The sequence below is a fragment of the Pelovirga sp. C15f genome (assembly GCF_057178085.1).
Genome location: NZ_JBXUCV010000004.1, coordinates 174,011 through 192,647 on the forward strand (window position 1 = coordinate 174,011; position 18,637 = coordinate 192,647).

Consider the following 18,637-nt stretch of genomic DNA (forward strand, 5'->3'; position numbering starts at 1 on the left):
ACAGGGTTGGCCGGGCGCTGGAGCAACATCAGTTCCTTTGATTGGAACTGCATCAGCGACGACTTTCTGCCGGGCTTGGCGGACCCCCACCCTGGTGATTCCACCTTGGGCGATCGCTTGATCAATTACTGCCAGCGCTTCTGCACGGCGCCCTGATTGCGCAAGCACCAGAACCAGATTGTTCAGAGTCCCGCTAATGTTAATGCACTTCTGACCGAACTTAGCTTTCCCCACTTCCAAAGGTATCAAGAACCAGTTGCTTTACTGCCTGGGCCGCCGGGGAACTGGTGCGTTCAGCCATCTCTGCCAGCCAAAGTTGCCGGACAATCTGCAGTCCATCAACCTTGATCCGGCACAATTCCCCGCGCTGGATACTTTCCCTGGCCGACAGATCGGAGACAAAGGCACAACCATAGCCGGCGGCGACAGTACGACGCACCGCTTCATTGCTTCCCAGTCGCGCCAGCACTTGCAGCGTCTGCGGGTCATAACCCGCTTTAATGAGGGCATTATTCAGATTTTGCCAGGTTCCGGAACCCGCTTCACGAACCACCAATCCCAACTCAAACACCTGCTCGAGACTGATTGTTCCACCCTGGCACAGGGGATGATCGGCACCGGCAATCAAAATCAATTCATCCGACATGATCGGCGTGTAGCGGTAAAGATCATCTTCAATTCGACCGCCGACCAGTCCCAGTTCCACCCGCTGCGCGCGGATATCATTGAGAACCTGCTGGGTATCACCCATCCCCACCGTCATTGAAATTCCCGGATAATGCTTTTGCAATAACGGCAGCAACCGTGGCACCAGATAATTTGCGGGAATATTGCTCGCCCCCAGTTCAAGGTGAGCATGATCGATGCCATGAAAACGGTTCATCGCCTGTTTCAGCTGATCAACCTCGGCCAGAATCATCCGCGCCCGATGCAAAAAGATCTTTCCGCCGGCAGTAAGAACGACTCCCTTGCTGATTCGATCCAGCAGTCGTGTGCCGAACTCCTCTTCAAGGGCGGCAATATGTTGACTTACCGTTGACTGGGTAAGGGACAAAAGTTCGCCACCACGGGAAAAGCTTCCGGTTTCGGCGACCGCGACGAACAATTCAAGCTGGCGCAGGGTCATATGCTCTCCTATCGGTTAACACAATAGATACCATCGGATTCATCAAAATTATCCATTTGACCCTGCCAGGTCAACCTTTTAGCATGCGTGCCGATGTGAAATATTCATTCTGCTTGTCATCAGAGCCTTCTGATTCGGCCCCAATTATCCAAGGAACAGCACGAATGCCCTCCGCCCAGACAGCAGCCGCCGTTACTGAAACAATCAACCACAACCTGCGCCGGGAACTTGACGAACATCAGCATCATTGCACCCAATGCGGCGTCTGCGTTGCTGAATGCCATTTCCTCATGCGCTATGGTGATCCACTGCAACAGGCGGCTGATTATGATCCCGATGATCCGAAACTGCTGGCCCGATCCTTTGAATGTAACCTCTGTGGACTCTGTACCCAGGTTTGCCCGGATGGTCTCGATCCTGCGCGCATGTTTCTCGAAATGCGCCGCGAAGCTTTTACTCGTGGACTGTCGGATTTGCCTGAGCATCGGGGCCTGCGCACATACGAACGCACCGGCAATGCAAAAACCTACAACTGGTACGCCCTGCCCACAGGCTGTGACACTGTCTTTTTCCCTGGCTGCGCACTGGTTGGAAGCCGCGCTGATACCACCGGCAAGTTATTTAAACATCTGCAGCGCGTCATTCCAGCGGTCGGCATTGTCCTTGATTGCTGCAATAAACCCTCCCACGATTTAGGCGATGATCACCTTTTTTCAGTCATGTTTGATGAACTGCGCAACTACCTGACAGCGCACGGCATCAAGACGGTGCTGGTCGCCTGTCCCAATTGTTCAAGGGTGTTCACTCAGTACGCACCCGAACTGACCACCCGGACGGTCTACGAGATTCTCGCCGAACACCCACCCGCACCCTCACTCACAGATGCCGCAAGAAAACCCCTTGTAACTGTTCACGACCCCTGCGTTACCCGCTCAGATGCCAGCGTGCAAGATGCAGTTCGACAGCTGCTGTCAAAGGCCGGAACCCGGATTGAGGAGATGCCCCACAGCAGGGAAAAAACTATCTGCTGTGGTGAGGGTGGCGGCACGAGTTGTCTGGTGCCGGAACAGTCACAACTATGGATCGATCAGCGCCTTGAGGAGGCACAGGGCCGGTCGATTGTCAGTTACTGCGCCGGTTGCACCAGCAGTTTCAGCGGAAAAACCAAAACAGCTCATGTTCTGGATCTGATATTTCAACCGCAGACCGCGTTAACAGCTAACCACAAGGTCACCAAAGCTCCTTTTACTTATCTGCGGCGGCTGCAATTCAAGAAAAGATTACAGCGCGATTTCCCGGCAGCAACAACCCGGGAACGCACCTTTGTCCCGCCTCCGGCCAGAAAGCCCGGATCAATCGCCATTGTTGCTCTGCTCATGAAGGGAGTGATCGCCGGCGTTTCGCTGCTTCACGTGATTCATCAGAAGATTCATAACCATTCACCGCTGTTTAAAAAATCCTCGTAACCCGGACGCTGCCATTGGTCCACAACTCCAGGAGAAACAAATGAACAAGTACCTGATCCTCTGCCTGACCTTCGCCCTGTCATTGACTTTGACCTCTATCGTCACCGCCAAAAGCTACAATCAGATTTCCCCCCAGGAACTCAAAACCAGAATGGATTCAGGGGATATCGTAAACGGCAAGTTAATGGTCTTTTCAACCCAGAACCCCCAAGAATTCTCCACCGGTTATTTGCCCCAGGCCATCCAGACCTTTGCTCGCCCACTAGAAACCGAAGAAGATTATCGCAAGCTGGATATCATCCTCGCCCGCGCACAGAAAACGACCGAGGATATCGTTGTGATTTGCCCCAGAGGAGGGAGCGGCGCTACCCGCCCCTATGATTATCTTGAAAAAAACGGCATTGACAGCAAACGGCTGTTTGTTCTGACAAAAGGACAGGAAACCTATAACAAAGTTTTTCCTGGTGATGTTGTTAAACCCTGAGAACAAACTGTCCGTCATTTTTCAACAGAAAAAGTATGATTCAATTGCCGGTGATGGGTGCTTCCACACCGGCAATTGTGTTATTTTGACAGAATAACGCTTGATTTACAGAAAGGCCTCGGCAGTGACATTACAGCACCTGCGCTATCAGGATATTTTTTCTAAAGCCCTTGAATACGCCTCCTTAACGCGAGAAGAAGCCCTGCAACTGATGACGATCCCCCTCCACTCTGAGGTTTGCTATCAGTTAATGGCCACCGCAGACCGGATGTCAAAGGAGCAGTTCGGGCTCAAAGGCGAGAATCACTACCACATCGGTCTGAATGTTGAGCCCTGCCCCTTGGATTGTCTGTTTTGCAGCCTGACCTACACGGCCGGTATCTTTACTGAAAAAACCGAGTTTTCACTGGAGCAGGTGATCACCTGGGCAAAAGAAGCAGAGCGTCATCAGGCTGACGCTCTAAATCTGATGACCACCGGTACCTACCCCTTCGAAAAACTGCTGGAAATTGGTCGAATCCTCCGGCGCGAAGTGTCAACCCCGCTGGTTGCAAATACGCGTGACATTAATCATCGTGAAGGCGAAGAGCTGCTCAAGGCCGGATTTGTCGGTGCCTACCACGCGGTCAGGCTGGGGGAAGGGCGTGATACCCCGCTCAATCGTGATAAACGAATTGCCACTATCAAGGTGCTGCGAGATGTCGGCCTGGGTTGGGCCAACTGCATTGAGCCCGTTGGTCCGGAACACAGTGCTGAAGAGATGGTTGAGCTGATGTTGCTGGCGCGGGACAATAAGGCGAGCTACAGTGGGGTCATGCGCCGCATCAACTTCCCAGGCTCGCCCATGGAAAAGTTCGGCATGATTACTGAACTGGAAATGGCGCGTCTGGTGGCCATCAGCCGCCTGATCATGGGCAATGTCCCGCAAGCCCACTGTACCCATGAACCCCATGCTGCCTCTTTGATGGCCGGCGCCAATCTGTTTTTTCCGGAGGTGGGCTCCAGCCCCAGAGACGGTATCGACGATACCGGCAAAGGACGGGGGCACGGCATTGAAACCTGTCAACAGATCCAGCGCGAGATGAACCTTGACCCCCTGCTTTCCTCCAACTGCTATCGCTTACCGGCAGCAGGGACCGGCCACCGGGTCCAGGGATGAACATTTTTCTTCTTCGCAGGTTGCCAGCAGCACTGATGTTGATGATGCTCGCGGGTTTTTCGACAGCGGGCGTTGCCGATGAATTACGGGTAGGCACCTGGAAAACGGCTCAGACCATACAGCCGTTTTTCTATCATAATTTTCTCCCCGCACAGGTCAAGGTCGACGTGCGCACCTTCACCAACCCGGCAGATCAGAAAACCGCCCTGCTGGCCGGCAGCCTGACCATGACCGGCACGACCCTCGCCCATGCCATCCACGCCGCCACCCTCGGGCAACCGGTCGTCATTGTTGCCGCCCTGTGTAACCGCGCTTCAGCTCTGGTGGTCGGCAGCAACAGCGGGATTGAGACGGTAGCCGATCTCAAAGGCAAAACCATCGGCTATGTGCCGGGCACCATGCATGAAATTCTGTTACGTGAAACCTTGCAGCGCAATGGCCTCTCACCGGCAACCGATGTCAGGCTGATGCGGGTTGATTTTTTCGATATGGGAATAGCCCTGTCGCGAGGGAACATTGATGCTTTTTTATCGGGTGAACCCTTCCCGACCCTGGCGATTGATCAAGGCTACGGGCGCATCCTCTCTTACCCTTACTTCCAAGACTCCGTCGGCACCATCAATGCCGCCATGATCGTCAACCGCTCCACGATTGTGAAAAATCCTGAGCTGGTCCAGCAACTGGTCAACGCCCATGCCGCTGCTACCGACTGGCTTAATGCTAACCCGCAACAATGGCTACTTACTGCGGCAGAGTTCGGTACCCCGCTGTCGATTCTTGAGCAGGCAGTCGGCAACATGGAACTGACCTGGAACATGGACGATACCTTTGTCCGCCAGGTTCAGGCTCTGGGTGCGCAGATGCAGGCCCTTGGCATCATCAGCCGGCAACCTGACTACGAACAATTATTGGATCTGTCCTTTGTCCGGAAGATCAACAGTAACCCATGAGGAAGATGACAACCAATCCCTTGCTGCAACGCGTTCTACCCTGGGTGCTGCCACTTCTGCTGCTGCTGGCCTGGTCCCTGGTCAGCAGCAGGGAGTTGATTCCCACCTATCTTCTGCCCCATCCGCAACAGGTCCTGGTTGCCGGATTTGATTATATGGTGGGTGATCCGCAAAAAGGCATCTATACCGGACGTTTTATTGGTGATTTCAGCGCCAGCATTGGCCGCGTGCTCCTCGGTTTTGTTCTGGCCACCACCATCGGCCTGCCGCTGGGGCTCCTCTCCGGAAGGCTTAACCGCATCCAGTTATTGCTGGGCAGCACCCTCAATGCCCTGCGTGCGGTACCCGGCATCTGCTGGCTCCCCCTGGCGTTGATCTGGTTTGGTATCGGCCTCAAAACGACGGTTTTTCTCGTGGCACTGGCAGCTTTTTTCCCGATTTTTCTCAATGCTGAGGCCGGTGCCCGCCAGATCAATCCCACCATGATTCAGGCTGGGACCATGCTTGGCATGAACCGCTGGCGACGGATTTATCGAGTGCTGATTCCGGCTGCCATGCCCCACATTGTCACCGGTCTGCGCCTGGGGATGGGGATTTCCTGGGCCTATCTGGTTTTGGGTGAGCTCACCGGCGTCCCCAACGGTCTCGGCGCCGTGATCATGGATGCCCGTATGCTTGGACGCAACGATATCATCATCGTCGGCATCATCCTGATAGCCCTGATCGGTCGCTTGTGCGATACCGGCCTGCACCTGCTGCTGCGCCTGTTTTTCAAGAGCGCCCGGAGAATGACATGAGCCGCAGCCACCTGCAGATTATTCACTCTCGACAGGATACAGCTGCTGAACCGGTGATTCTCGAGGTCAAAGGACTGGCCAAGCGCTTCACTTCAGACGCTAATGAGCAGATCTGCGCCCTGGAGGAGCTTTCCTTCACTGTTGCGCAAAAAGAGCTGGTCTGCCTGCTTGGTCGCAGCGGCTGCGGCAAGTCGACCCTGCTCAAACTGCTGGCCGGCTTTATCAAACCCAGCGCCGGCAATATCCGCCTCAATGGCGAACCCCTGCAGCATTCAGGTCCGGCCTGCTGCATGGTTTTTCAGGAGGACGCCCTCTTCCCCTGGTTGACAGTCAGGGAAAATATCGCTTTCGGCCTCGCTAATCTTTCCTTGAGCCGGCGACAGAAGCAATCTGAAGTTGATCGTTTTATTGATCTGGTGGGCTTGAGCGGTTTTGGAGATTATCTGCCGCGTGAGATCTCAGGAGGAATGAAACAACGGGTAGCACTGGCACGGGTCATGATTCTGCAGCCCCGGATCTTATTAATGGATGAGCCTTTTGCCGCCCTGGATGCCCAGACCCGTGAGCAGATGCAGGGTCTGTTGCAGGAATTACGGCGACAATTCGCACCAACCATTCTCTTTGTGACCCACGATGTCAGCGAGGCGCTGCTGCTCGGTGATCGGATCCTGCTGTTTGACAAGAATCCGGGGCGGATCAGTCATGACATCCGGATCGATCTCCCAAAGGCCCGTACCATTGACCATGAAGCCTTTTTGCGGCTACGTACACGCATCAACGAACTACTCAAGGACAAATGAAGGTATCTTCACCAATCGGTTCACAGATCAAGGCTCTGTGATCTGCTCAAGAATTGACCGCACCTGTTCAGAGGTCCTGACCGACACCCGCTGCTGCTCCAGATTCGTCAGCATCCGCTGTTTACCGTTGCGAGCTGCGGTCATGTCATCAGCTGCACGTTCAATCGTCGCACGTGAATCATAACTCCAGCTCCTGATGGCATTACGCCGATCCTGCTGAGCCTGCTCAAACTGGTCAACCAGACCCCGCGCCTGACTGATCAACTGTTCTTCACGTTGTTCCTGCTCCTGCTGACGTCGCTGCTGTTGGAGCACTTCCAGCTCAAAACGTGAACGGGTATCCTCTACCGGAGGAAGAGTAGCTTCGGGAACAAAATTCAGATTATCAGGGTCGCCGGCCTCCACTTCACGCACATCAGCCCGACACTCGTCCGGCAGGGACTGCAGATTATCGGTAACATGGAGTCGCCCTTCGCTGTCACGACAGGAGTACAAGGTCGCCTCTACCATCATTGGCGCCAGACATAAAACCACCATCAAAATCAGTCTTCTCATTTTACCCTCCAGCTAAAACAGCTTTCTGCTGTCGATAAGCATGGTCACCGGCCCATCATTCACCAGATCCACCGCCATATCGGCCCGGAAAACCCCCGTTTGCGCTGTAACCCCGTGCTCCCTTAACAAGACAACAAAACGGTCGCACAAAGGTTCAGCCAGTTCCGGTGCTGCCGCGTTTGAAAAACCGGGACGCCGCCCTTTACGACAGTCTCCAAGCAGGGTGAACTGCGACACCACCAGCACCTCTGCCTGAATGTCGACGACCGACAGATTCATCTTGCCAACCTTATCCTCGAAAATCCGCAGTCCGGCGATCTTGTCGGCGAGATAAACGGCATCCTTTTCATTATCTCCCTGCTCAACCCCCAGCAGGACCAGCAAACCACCGGTAATATCTGCGACTTTTTTTCCTGCTACCGTCACTCCCGCCTGAGTCACTCGCTGTACGACCGCCCGCATGGTTTGTCCTTTTTACGCTTAAATTATATCTGGTTCTGCACAGCACTCCAGTAGTGGTGAAAAATCTTTTCACCGTCCGTCCACTTAAGAAGTGCTGAAGCAGGTACAAAAAACCTGCAGCCCCTATCCTTGCACCAACTTCCGCAACAATGCCAGATTCTCGAGATCGTGACAGTGATTTTCTCCCGGCGGCGTTTCGGTAATTTTGGGACAAAGAGCAAAGCGCTGATCCTGCATCAAGCGCCGAAATCCCTCAACACCGATCAACCCCTGCCCGACATGTTCATGACGATCGACCCTGGAGCCCAGGGGCTTCTTACTGTCGTTCAAGTGAAAGAGCTGCAACCTTTCAATGCCGACCAACCGATCAACCTCCTCCATCAGTTGTTTATAACCCTGTGAAGTGCTGAGATCATAACCGGCAGCAAAAGCGTGACAGGTATCAAGACAGACCCCAAAACGTCCGGGGTCGAGACGATCAAGCACCCAGGCCAACTCCTGAAATGATGCCCCGAGGGAATGACCCTGGCCGGCGGTATTTTCCAGCAGGATGATGACCTCATCACCGCCTTGTCGGCAAATCTGCTCAAAACTTCGACACAGGGTTGTCAACCCGGCAGCAACCCCTTCCCCCTTGTGCGAGCCGGGATGGATGACGAGCGATTCAATACCCAACCGCCGACAGCGATCCAGTTCATCAATGCAGGAGAGGATCGAGCGTTGCTGCTGATCCGGATCGGGGCTGGCGAGATTCAGCAGATAACTGCTATGGGCAGCAACATACCGCACAGCGCTTGCTTGTCGGGCCGCGCGAAATGCGGCGACAGTTTCTTCCGTCAGGGGCGGGGCCTGCCAGCGACTGGCATTACGGGTAAAAATCTGAATGGCGGTAGCACCGATGTCACCGGCACGGGAAAAGGCCCGTTCCATTCCCCCGGCAATCGAAACATGGGTACCGAGCAGCAATCGGGAGGTAGCAGGATCAGCCATCAACGACTACCGGTGCGCCAGCCGTTGAGCAAGGGGGCGATATCGCTCACTGCGTGAAGATGACTGTCGACACAGGAAACATCGCCACCAACCTGACCTTCAGGGGCAACCAGAACAGTGGTCATACCGAATGTCTTTGCGGTGTGCAGATTCTGCAACTGATCTTCAACCATCACGCAGTCTTTCCCCTGCAGAGCAAGCCGGTCCAGCACCTGCTGATAGGGGTCGGGATTGGGTTTGGGCTGGTACCCCGCAATACGGATATCGAAGATATCAACAAACAGGTCATCGATACCAAGAGCACCCAGAACCCGATCAGCGTGACAACGTGAACCGTTGGTAAAGACATAGCTGGGGATACCGGAGGCCTTGAGTACAGCACGCAGGGCAAGATCAGGCACCAGACGACTACCAACATCCACATCATGAACGTAGACAAGATAATCCTCCGGATCGACCTCATGATGACGAATCAGCCCCAGCAACGTGGCCCCATAGTCGCGCCAATAGCGGCGGCGCAACCCATCGACTTCCGCCAGGGCAATACCGGCGATCTCTTCCATATAGCGGTTAATGCGCACATCAATCAGGGAAAACAGATCACACCCCGGCGAATAGAGGGTATTATCCAGATCAAAAAGTAGTGCTTTCATACCAAACCTTTGACTCGCTGGTGCCCGGCTGAAAACCCGGGAGAAACCTTAAACGGGCTTGTGATCCGGAAACCGGAAGTCTTTCACAAGGTTAAAGACATCAAACGTTCGAGCGAGAGCGTAGTCTTTTACGCCGTACGATAAAATGTGCGGCCTGACACCTTCTTAGATTGCTTAACAGAGCGGTCTGTGGAGAGGGACTAGCCCGGAGCATAGACACCGGAGAAAACCTCGACGGCCGGGCCGGTCATCAACACCTCGCCGTCGTCACGCCATTCCATGAGCAGGTCACCTCCTCGCAGATGGTTGGTAATACTGCGTTCGGTACGACCGGTCAGGACTCCGGCAACCGTCACCGCTGACGCTCCGGTACCGCAGGCCAGGGTTTCGCCGGCACCGCGCTCCCAGGTACGTTGAACCACCTCGACAGGGGAGAGGATCTGAACAAATTCAACGTTGGTACGTTTGGGAAACCAGGGATGTCGCTCAATCAGGGGGCCAACCTGGGTAACCGGAAACCGTTCTACATCGTCAACGTAGATCACCGCGTGGGGATTACCCATGGAAACACAGGTCAATTCGAGGGACTGGCCGGCAAGATCAAGCGGAACATTGAGTGCCTGTTGGTTGGCCGGGCCGGTCATCGGTATCACCGCCCGGGTCACTCCGGGGCGCCCCATCGCAACCCGCACCCGCTCAACCCGACCAGCGCTGCCAACAAACAGATGAAGGCCAAGAATGCCATGCCCGGTTTCGATCTGGATGTCGGTTTTTTGCGTCAGGCCATGATCATAAGCATATTTGGCAACACACCGAATTCCGTTTCCGCACATTTCCGACTCGCTACCGTCGGAGTTAAACATGCGCATGCGCAAATCGGCACAGTCAGAGGGTAAAATCAGGATCAGTCCATCTGAACCAACACCAAAGTGGCGATCACTGATGTGTTGTGCCAGACTGACCGGATCATCAATCTGTTCTTCAAAACAATTGACATAAACATAGTCGTTGCCGGCGCCATGCATTTTGGTGAATTTCATTCTTCCAGCCCTCCTCGTTCCATGGTTGTCGCTGCCCAACCCTCTCTGCTACTATAAGGGTTAATTTGACACGGCTCAACCACTTACCGCCAAGCACAGGAGAAACAATGGCTTTTTTTCTGAAGACCAAGATCTGGCAGACCGGCTCCCTCGACTGGTGGGGGATGATCGATAATGACGACGTCTTTCTGGGTTCCCGCGAATTTCCCCAACCCCCTGAAGAAGGAGATGAATGGGTGGTGCACAAAACCGGTGACCGTTTCAAAATCATCGATATGGAAATTCGCTATATCGGCAAACAGGAACCGGTGACCTACCCATGGTAGCCCTCGAAATCGTTCAGATCAAGACAAGTGATATGGAGAACTTCTCCTACCTGGTCTACTGCCCACAGACCCGTGAGGGTGCCATCATTGATCCATCGATGCGCCCGCAGCTTGTCCTCGATGAAGCCGCCAGGCGTCAGGTGAACGTGAAACTTTTGCTCAACACCCACGGCCATCAGGATCATATCAAAGGCAACGGCGACATTCTCGCCGCCGGGGCAATTCGACTCGCGGCTCACCCGGATGCGATTCCCGATGCCGATATCCCGTTGGCAGAGGGAATGCAACTGCCCATCGGCAATTCATCCGTCACCGTCATGCATACCCCGGGACACGCCCCCGGCTCAGTGGTGTTTGCCACAGCAGATGCGATTGTATCCGGCGACACCCTGTTCGTCAGCCGCTGCGGCCGGGCCGACCTGCCCGGCAGTGACGTGCGCCAGCTCTACACCAGCCTGCAGCGTTTGAAAAAGCTGGCGCCGGCGACGCGGGTCTATCCCGGCCACGACTACGGTCCGATGCCGAGCTCCACCATCGCCTGGGAACTTGAGCACAATGAGTTTATCAAGTGCCCGGATCTGAAATCCTTTATCGACTTAAGAATGGGTTAAATTATTTTCTGGATGCAACCTTGACAACCCGGGTCCCCGCGAGCTGGTCATTCCAGCCACGACCATCGCCACTGAACAGCAACTGCAGATAGCCTAAACCTAAGGGAAGAAGCTGCAGCAAGCCGCCGACACTGCGCAGAAAAGCCTGGGAAAAGGTCAGAGGCTCACCGCCACTGGTTTCTACCTGCAAGCTGGTCAGCATTTTTCCGGGAGTCTGTCCGGCGAGGAAATGAAACAAGGTGAAATATCCAAAGGTGAGAGAAAAAAGGATCAGAAAGTAGGGGATCGACAGGTCGATCAGCGTGTCAATCGTCGGTAGTGGTCCAGTTTCTCTGGACATGGAAAGCTCGGCAGCAACAACGAAGCCCAGCCCAATGACAAGAAGAATAACCGCATCGTAAACAAAGGAGGCAAAACGCCCACCCAGAGATGCCGGCAGCACTACCGGAATCGCCCCTTCATTCTGCGCCTCAGCAGCTGCGCCTTCAGGCAAAAACCGCCCCTTGCTTTGGCCGACATCTGACGCGTCGAATAACGACCTCGCGGCAGCGGGCTCAGGGGAAACTTCTTCCTCTATCTGTGCCGGGTCATCCGCCCACCGCACCTCGCCAGCGGCGAATGACGTCGCCGCTTCAGAAGTCGTTGACACGAAAGCAGGATTAGTCTTAACCGGAGCCCTCACCGCAGGCGAAGACTCCGGTAAATCAAAAGGGTCGGAGGGACCCTCCGCAGATCCCTTGGTTTTGTTCGGTTCAACATCCTGAGCCGCAACATCCTCGGCGTCAAAACCGAAATCGTCTTCCAGATTATCATCGGCTTCGGGCACATCGAAAGCAAAATCACTTTCCTGTGGCTCTGCAGCCTCGGGAGCTTTAGGCGCGTCAAGGGACTCTTCCATATCGTCTTCTTGCGGAGCCTCTTCAAACAGTTCATCGAAGGAGAGATCTTCTTCTTCACTGCTTTCGCCCATAAAGTCAAAACCGAAGTCGTCTCCCGAGGAGCTCTCATCCGCTGGTTCCGAAACTTTAGCGCCGGCGGAGACCTCTGCGGTACCGAGAGCCGTCGCGGCGGCTAAGTCCGCAGCCTCATCGCCATCTTCAGCCAGATCAGTTGCCATTATCGCGGTAGCACCAGGAAACAGAACACTTTTGATTCCGAAGCGCTGCTTAAACTCTACCAGATCCTTGCCACACTTTTTACAGCTGTCGAGGTAATCAAAGCTGTTGTAGCCACACTTGGGGCACTTCATGACATGTCCTTTCCAGATAAATAGGTTCGCTAAATTGAGCCTGTGCTACCGGATAAATCTCCATAAAGATATTGTAAAACAGCGATTATCGCAAGTCCGGCGGTTTCCGTGCGCAAAATTCTCGGTCCCAGACTGACGGGCCGATATCCGTGCGAAACGGCCTCAGCCGCCTCGGCTTCGGTGATTCCGCCCTCGGGGCCAACAATGACCGAAATCCGCTGGTACCGATGGTGTCTACTATCATCCAGAACATCCGTTAATGGCGTCTCGCCCTGTTCCCACAGAAGAAGCTTCAAATCCGCCGGATCTTCTTCGAGAGCCCCTTGCAGGGAGCTACTGCACTGCAGGCTGGGCAGATGATACTGGCCACTCTGGCGTGCCGCTTCCTGGATAATCTTCTGCCAGCGCAAGGACTGACGCGAGTCGTTTTTAAAGCGGACAACGCTACGCTCAGTGGTAACCAGGTGAAAGTGACTGACTCCCAACTCTGTCCCCTTTTGCAGGATCAGCTCGGTTTTATCTCCCTTGGGAACACCCTGAATCAGCCTGATCTGACAGGGTGGCGGCAAACTGTCGTAGATGTGGCCCAGGCGGGCACGACCATCATCCTGCAAAACCGCTTCAGCAACGCGCCCACAGCCGTCAAAAAGCCGAAATGTCGCACCCGGTTCGAGACGCAATACCCGGACCAGATGATGCTGGACCCCCTCAGGTAACATGATGCATTCGTCCAATCGAAACTCCACATCGATTGCCAAAAAACTTCTCATGTCACTTGTCGTCGTTGGTACACCAGACAGACCCAATCTTCACGGTAACGTGGCGGCAACGCGCTCAACTCCGCGACGGCAAACGCTGCCGTGACCAGGGGTTCTTTTTCCTTGAGGATCCCTGATAAAATCAGCCATCCTCCGGGCTGCAAGTGCTGAAGCAACGCATCCTTAAGGCGGATATTTTCCTCGGCAAGAATGTTGGCAACCACCAGATCGTAAACACCATCAATGTTTTCCAGGGAATCGCTGGTAATGGTAACCCGTCCGGCAAGACTGTTGCGCGCAACATTCTCGCGCGCAACCTCGCAAGCAACGGGATCGATATCGGTTGCAACCACCGACCCGCACCCCAATGCCGCAGCACCTATTGCTAATATACCTGATCCAGTACCAACATCAAGCAATTGCAGGGGGCGCTGATGCCCATCCAGATGTTCGGCAATGGCTTCCAGACACAATCGCGTTGTCGCATGGGTGCCGGTGCCGAAGGCCATACCAGGGTCAATTTCGATAGCTACCTGGGCTTTTTCTACAAATGGAGTTTCCCAGCTAGGGTGAACAATCAGGCGATTGCCAACCTGAAAACTGGTGAAGTTTTGTTTCCAGCTCTGAGCCCAATCAATCTGCGGCAAAGATTGACTGACCTTCATGCTGAGCGTACCAGGGGCAAACACCGGCAGCACAGCAAAAGCCGACCCCAGTTGCTTAAGCAGCGACGCAGCCGGGACATCCGAGACAAAATAGGCCGTCAGGGTGTAATTTTTATCCATATCCAAAGGTTTGTCGGGGACTTCAAATGTGTCCAACTGCTGATCTTCGATCAAGATGCCACAGCACTGCTGTTCCATCAACACTGCGCATGCCATCTCAACCAATACACCCTTAAGCCCAACATCTATAGATAAATAGTTTTCTTTCATGCTCACTAATTAACAGAAACTATATATAAAAATCAACAAATAATCTCCTTATTGCCCGGTTTTACCCAACTGGAACTTAAGTGAACAACCCCATCACAGCTTCACTGACAACTCAACCTTCAAAGATAAAATTAAAAAACACTATTATTATCCTTGCGCTCAGCATGCCAGTCTGCTAAAGTTTCCGAAAACTTCTCATGAGCCCTCACTACTCGAAGTAGATGACCTCAAAACTCACCCTATAAAATAGGGGACTTACAATCTTTGGTTGCCACAGCAGTTCACCCTCATACATTAGAATTAACTGCGAGCACCATCCTGGTTAGTTAAAATTCAAAGGAGACAGTTCATGCGTATCCTGGTGGTTGAAGACGAAAAAAAAGTCGCCGGCTTTATCAAGCGTGGCCTCGAGGAAGAAGGCCTTTCTGTCGATCTGGCTGAGGATGGCGAGGAAGGGGTGGCGCGGGCGACCACGGGCAATTACGACCTGATTCTGATGGATGTCATGCTCCCGAAAATGGATGGGCTCAGCGCAATTAAAGCCCTCCGCGAGAAAAACATCAGCACCCCGATACTCTGCCTGACTGCCAAAGACACCGTTGAAGATATCGTCGCCGGCCTGGATAACGGCAGCGATGACTACCTGACCAAACCTTTTGCCTTTGCGGAACTGGTGTCTCGCGTTAAGGCCCTGATTCGGCGCAACGCGCGGGATCGCGGTGCCGAACTGGTGTTTGCTGATCTACGTATCGACCCGGTATCGCACAAGGTCTGGAGAAGCGACAAGGAAATCGACCTGACCTCCAAGGAATACGCGCTGCTCGAATACTTCATGCGTAATCCTAATCAGGCGTTAACACGCACCATGATTGCTGAGCAAGTGTGGGATTATACATTTGACACCTTCACCAACATTATCGATGTTTACGTCAACTATCTGCGCAAAAAAATTGACCGCGGTTTTGACACAAAACTGATCCACACGGTAAGAGGTGTTGGCTATATGCTCAGGGAGTCAGAATAGATTGACCTTCCTTACCACCTTCAGCAGACAGTTTTTATTTCCTCCCCTCATGGTTCTGGCAGCCATCCTGGGAATCGGCGGTTTTTTGTGGCAATCTTCCCTGTATCACGAGAGGCTGGACCGCATTGATACAGAACTGCAACTGGCTGCCGGCACACTGGACTATCTGCAGCAAACCTTCTCGCCTGAAGCGGGAACGACAGCCATTTCATGTGATCTGGTCACGGCGCCCCTGCAACTGTTTCTTGACGAGTGGCACTTTGCTCGCTATTCGCCCGATGGTGAGATAATCTGTCTGTCTACATCGGGAAGCCACTCACAGGTTGCCATGCCGGACAAGCGACCAGCGGAAAACAAGACCCTTTTTTTTACCGTCAGCCAGGGAAATACCCGGCGCGCACTGGCGTGGCCGGCAAAAGATTCAGATAAAATAACGTCCTATCAGCTCTTAAGTACCGACCTCGGCACCTTCTCGGCACAACTGTTGCGCTGGCGCCTGGCATTGCTGCTTGGATCGCTCCTTATCATGGCGGCTGCCGCTTCCTGTTTTCTGCATCTGCAACGCCATCACAAGTCCAAAGATTTGAAACGGTTACTCAGGCATATTGACGATATCAGGCCTGACCAGCCTCCCCAGCCTTTGGCCACAGATCAACTCAACTCACGCGAGTTACGGCAGCTCGCCGAGAGCTGTTATCGATTGAACGAGCGAATGTTTTCCGCTTTGCATCGAGCCCGTCAATTTGCCACGCATGTTGCTCATGAATTGCGCACACCCTTGACAATTTTACGTGGTGAAACGGAAATTGCCCTGCGCTGCAAGAGTGAAACTGCGGAAATCCGCCAGGTGCTTGAGTCTAATCTGGAAGAGATAACGCGCATGAGTTTTCTGGTTGACGATCTGCTGACCTTATCCAAAAGCGATCTGGGGGAAATCCCGCTGCAGCCGACAACTATTGACCTGCATCGACTGCTGAACGATTTGCAGCGTCAAGGGGAAATTCTTGCCGGGGAGAAAGGGGTCCTGCTCGAGCTGGACTGTCCAGACAATGGGGCCGTTATCCACGCTGACGAACTGCGCATCAGACAGGCACTGCTGAATTTGCTGACCAATGCTATTCGCTATACCCCCTCTCAAGGGGTCGTTACCATCGCGGCCGGGGTTACCGAATCTGCGGTGACAATAACGATCAGCGACACCGGAATCGGTATTGAAGAGCGTCACCTTCAGCATATCTTTGAAAGATTTTACCGGGTAGATAAAAAAATCCACCAATACGATGGTGGCACAGGTCTGGGTTTAGCCATTGTCAAATGGGTTGTTGACGCCCACCATGGAACCATCGGCGTCTCTTCCACCCCCGGACAAGGAAGCAGCTTTACCATGACCTTGCCGAAAAGCCAGAATAACTGCTCCAGGGGATAAACTCGGGCGGTTCTTTAGGACAATCATTTTTCAGGGTTGGACTATTTTTTTACTTTACAACCTTTAGCTCATCGTGTAACGTTTAAAGCAATGGAGCTCTTTCGGGAGACTCCGGCCCCGAAGACCTACCCCCCCTCCAGGTCTTCGGGGTTTTTTTATTTAACATACAACAGAAGGCACAGCCGATGTCCTTCCAACCACGACCAGTGTACCTGTCAGACTCCTTCATGCTCCCGGTTGGCAAATATAACGGCCACCACCGTCCGGCAATGAGCTTCTTTGAACTTGTCGATCAGCTCAAACCCCTGGTGGAAAATCATCATTCACCACAGCAGAAAATTGGCTGTATTATTGTCGGCAGCCAGAATCCTTTCGCCTTTTCCGGCATCGACAATGTGGCTGCGAAAATCAGTGGCCGCCTTGGCATCAGCGGGGCCAAATCGGTTCTGGTTGATACCGCCTCGTCCTCCGGCGCCAGCGCTTTTGAGGCTGCCTATCTTGAGGTCGCTTCCGGGCAGCACGATCAGGTTCTGGCCATCGGCATCCAGAAAATGACCGATGCCACAACCTCTGCGGCAACACGCATTGTCGCCGGGGTGATTGATCGTGAAGAAGCAGAATACGGCCTGACCATGCCGGCCTGTGGCGCCCTGGTAGCGCGCAGCCTGATGGACGAATTCAACCTGTCAGATGACGAATGGACTTCTTTTTCGGCACGCCTGACCGAACGCGCACACCGCTTTGCCGCACAAAACCCTGATGCCCATCTGAATTATGAGCTCCCCGTTGACACCTATTTTGCTGACCTTAAAAACGGCAGAAACTATCTTTACTACGACCCGTTGCATTACTACGATTTCTGTCCCATGTCGGATGGCGTCGCTGCCTGCCTTTTGACCGCTGCCCCGAGTGCTGTCCGGGTCAGCGGCATCGGTTCCGGAACCGACATCCCCACCATTGCCGACCGTCTGACCTTTACCAGTTTTCCAGCCACCCGTATCGCCCTCGCCCAGGCCCTCGACAAGGCCAAACTCAGTGACCTGAGTCAGTTAGCCGGCAACATCCATATCAACATGCACGACCCATTTAACGGCTTTGGGCCGATCAACCTGGTCGATCTTGGCGTTATCCCCCGCCGGCAGCTTTTGGAAGGGCTCCTCGATGATAGCCTTACCGGCCCTGCCGGGCGTTTTCCAACCAATCTCACCGGCGGCCTGAAAGGACGCGGTCATCCGCTGGGGGCAACCGGCATGGTCCAAATCGTTGAAAACCACCGTTTTCTGACCAGCGGCCAGTACCAGGCGGCGCTCTCACACTCCATTGGTGGTCCAATCAACAATAACGTGGTCGTCTTGCTGGAAACCGAAAAAAGTTTTCTTAATCGCAAACCATCAAACTATCAATACAGTGACGAGATTTTCCTCGGCCGGCTTAAACCCGCAAGCATGAGCCTGGAGACGGTTCTTGGTGAAAAACAACGCTGCGTGGCTCGTCTACTGGCTAAAACATCGCGGCACAATTTCCGCAGTGGCGACATTGAGCGTACCCTGCTGTTAATTACCGTCCGCTACGAAAAGCATGACGTCCGCTTCCTGATCGGCATTGACCCCCAGGCCGCCACCGCACTTGAGACCTTTGCCAAAGGGGACAAGATTCTTCTGCAGAAGCTCGATGAACAGCTCCATGTGAATGATGTGCCGATCCGCCGACTCTACAGAAAAACCATCGAAGGGATGGTCGATCTCGCTGATTCGGCATTTCGCCATCTCGGCCTGAAAAAATGACGTCTCTGCGCATCCGCACAGTTTCAACCGTCAATGAACATG

Annotated in this window: 20 protein-coding genes; 11 read left to right on the forward strand and 9 right to left on the reverse strand. The window is 53.8% G+C overall.

What is annotated here, in order from left to right:
• Positions 1–220: 220 nt before the first annotated feature.
• On the reverse strand, positions 221–1,126 hold the full coding sequence (locus AC1931_RS11280; protein ID WP_483877369.1) for a selenium metabolism-associated LysR family transcriptional regulator: 906 nt from the start codon (positions 1,124–1,126) through the stop codon (positions 221–223).
• A gap of 164 nt (positions 1,127–1,290) precedes the next feature.
• On the opposite strand from AC1931_RS11280, the gene AC1931_RS11285 reads away from it, so the two are divergent.
• From AC1931_RS11285 to AC1931_RS11310, 6 genes are all read left to right on the forward strand, one after another.
• Positions 1,291–2,592, forward strand: a complete 1,302-nt coding sequence (locus tag AC1931_RS11285; RefSeq protein WP_483877370.1) for a (Fe-S)-binding protein — start codon at positions 1,291–1,293, stop codon at positions 2,590–2,592.
• 40 nt (positions 2,593–2,632) lie between these two features.
• Positions 2,633–3,076 carry a rhodanese-like domain-containing protein gene (locus tag AC1931_RS11290; protein ID WP_483877371.1) on the forward strand — a complete coding sequence of 148 codons (444 nt, stop codon included), beginning with the start codon at positions 2,633–2,635 and terminating at the stop codon, positions 3,074–3,076.
• A 124-nt stretch (positions 3,077–3,200) separates the two neighbouring features.
• Positions 3,201–4,235, forward strand: coding sequence for a biotin synthase BioB (locus AC1931_RS11295; protein WP_483877372.1), 1,035 nt, complete (start codon positions 3,201–3,203; stop codon positions 4,233–4,235).
• Between the two features lie 35 nt (positions 4,236–4,270).
• Positions 4,271–5,185 carry an ABC transporter substrate-binding protein gene (locus AC1931_RS11300; protein WP_483877373.1) on the forward strand — a complete coding sequence of 305 codons (915 nt, stop codon included), beginning with the start codon at positions 4,271–4,273 and terminating at the stop codon, positions 5,183–5,185.
• A gap of 5 nt (positions 5,186–5,190) precedes the next feature.
• Positions 5,191–5,982: an ABC transporter permease gene (locus AC1931_RS11305; protein ID WP_483877374.1), complete on the forward strand. Its 792-nt coding sequence runs from the start codon at positions 5,191–5,193 to the stop codon at positions 5,980–5,982.
• The gene (locus AC1931_RS11310; protein WP_483877375.1) at positions 5,979–6,782 is read left to right on the forward strand and encodes an ABC transporter ATP-binding protein; all 804 of its coding nucleotides are present in this window, start codon (positions 5,979–5,981) and stop codon (positions 6,780–6,782) included. Before AC1931_RS11305 ends, AC1931_RS11310 begins: the two co-directional genes overlap by 4 nt.
• Positions 6,783–6,809: 27 nt before the next feature.
• On the opposite strand, the gene AC1931_RS11315 is transcribed toward AC1931_RS11310, so the two are convergent.
• The 5 genes from AC1931_RS11315 to dapF all read right to left on the reverse strand — a co-directional run bounded on the left by AC1931_RS11315 (position 6,810) and on the right by dapF (position 10,482).
• Positions 6,810–7,337, reverse strand: a complete 528-nt coding sequence (locus AC1931_RS11315; RefSeq protein WP_483877376.1) for a DUF4124 domain-containing protein — start codon at positions 7,335–7,337, stop codon at positions 6,810–6,812.
• Positions 7,338–7,349: 12 nt separating this feature from the next.
• Positions 7,350–7,799, reverse strand: coding sequence for a D-aminoacyl-tRNA deacylase (dtd, locus tag AC1931_RS11320; RefSeq protein WP_483877377.1), 450 nt, complete (start codon positions 7,797–7,799; stop codon positions 7,350–7,352).
• Positions 7,800–7,922: 123 nt separating this feature from the next.
• Positions 7,923–8,789 carry a deoxyribonuclease IV gene (locus AC1931_RS11325; RefSeq protein WP_483877378.1) on the reverse strand — a complete coding sequence of 289 codons (867 nt, stop codon included), beginning with the start codon at positions 8,787–8,789 and terminating at the stop codon, positions 7,923–7,925.
• Positions 8,789–9,442: a pyrimidine 5'-nucleotidase gene (locus tag AC1931_RS11330; RefSeq protein ID WP_483877379.1), complete on the reverse strand. Its 654-nt coding sequence runs from the start codon at positions 9,440–9,442 to the stop codon at positions 8,789–8,791. The genes AC1931_RS11325 and AC1931_RS11330 overlap by 1 nt, the downstream gene beginning before the upstream one ends.
• Before the next feature lie 200 nt (positions 9,443–9,642).
• On the reverse strand, positions 9,643–10,482 hold the full coding sequence (gene dapF, locus AC1931_RS11335) for a diaminopimelate epimerase (RefSeq protein ID WP_483877380.1): 840 nt from the start codon (positions 10,480–10,482) through the stop codon (positions 9,643–9,645).
• A gap of 107 nt (positions 10,483–10,589) precedes the next feature.
• Between dapF and AC1931_RS11340 the strand changes: the two genes are divergently transcribed.
• Positions 10,590–10,808, forward strand: coding sequence for a hypothetical protein (locus AC1931_RS11340; RefSeq protein WP_483877381.1), 219 nt, complete (start codon positions 10,590–10,592; stop codon positions 10,806–10,808).
• A complete protein-coding gene (locus AC1931_RS11345) occupies positions 10,802–11,419 on the forward strand; it encodes a hydroxyacylglutathione hydrolase family protein (RefSeq protein WP_483877382.1) in 618 nt (205 codons plus the stop codon). The genes AC1931_RS11340 and AC1931_RS11345 overlap by 7 nt, the downstream gene beginning before the upstream one ends.
• A 1-nt stretch (position 11,420) precedes the next feature.
• Here AC1931_RS11345 and AC1931_RS11350 read toward each other — a convergent pair whose 3' ends face one another.
• Genes AC1931_RS11350 through prmA form a run of 3 tightly spaced genes read right to left on the reverse strand, consistent with a single transcriptional unit; the run spans position 11,421 to position 14,361 of the window.
• Complete coding sequence (locus tag AC1931_RS11350; RefSeq protein ID WP_483877383.1) at positions 11,421–12,668, reverse strand: RDD family protein; 1,248 nt, start codon at positions 12,666–12,668, stop codon at positions 11,421–11,423.
• 29 nt (positions 12,669–12,697) lie between these two features.
• Positions 12,698–13,402 carry an RsmE family RNA methyltransferase gene (locus tag AC1931_RS11355; RefSeq protein WP_483877384.1) on the reverse strand — a complete coding sequence of 235 codons (705 nt, stop codon included), beginning with the start codon at positions 13,400–13,402 and terminating at the stop codon, positions 12,698–12,700.
• Between the two features lie 32 nt (positions 13,403–13,434).
• Complete coding sequence (gene prmA, locus AC1931_RS11360) at positions 13,435–14,361, reverse strand: 50S ribosomal protein L11 methyltransferase (protein ID WP_483877385.1); 927 nt, start codon at positions 14,359–14,361, stop codon at positions 13,435–13,437.
• Positions 14,362–14,710: 349 nt separating this feature from the next.
• Between prmA and AC1931_RS11365 the strand changes: the two genes are divergently transcribed.
• The 3 genes from AC1931_RS11365 (at position 14,711) to AC1931_RS11375 (ending at position 18,595) form a co-directional block, all read left to right on the forward strand.
• Positions 14,711–15,385, forward strand: coding sequence for a response regulator (locus AC1931_RS11365; RefSeq protein ID WP_483877386.1), 675 nt, complete (start codon positions 14,711–14,713; stop codon positions 15,383–15,385).
• 1 nt (position 15,386) lies between these two features.
• Complete coding sequence (locus tag AC1931_RS11370; protein ID WP_483877387.1) at positions 15,387–16,811, forward strand: sensor histidine kinase; 1,425 nt, start codon at positions 15,387–15,389, stop codon at positions 16,809–16,811.
• Positions 16,812–16,996: 185 nt separating this feature from the next.
• The gene (locus AC1931_RS11375) at positions 16,997–18,595 is read left to right on the forward strand and encodes a thiolase family protein (RefSeq protein WP_483877388.1); all 1,599 of its coding nucleotides are present in this window, start codon (positions 16,997–16,999) and stop codon (positions 18,593–18,595) included.
• Positions 18,596–18,637: the final 42 nt, after the last annotated feature.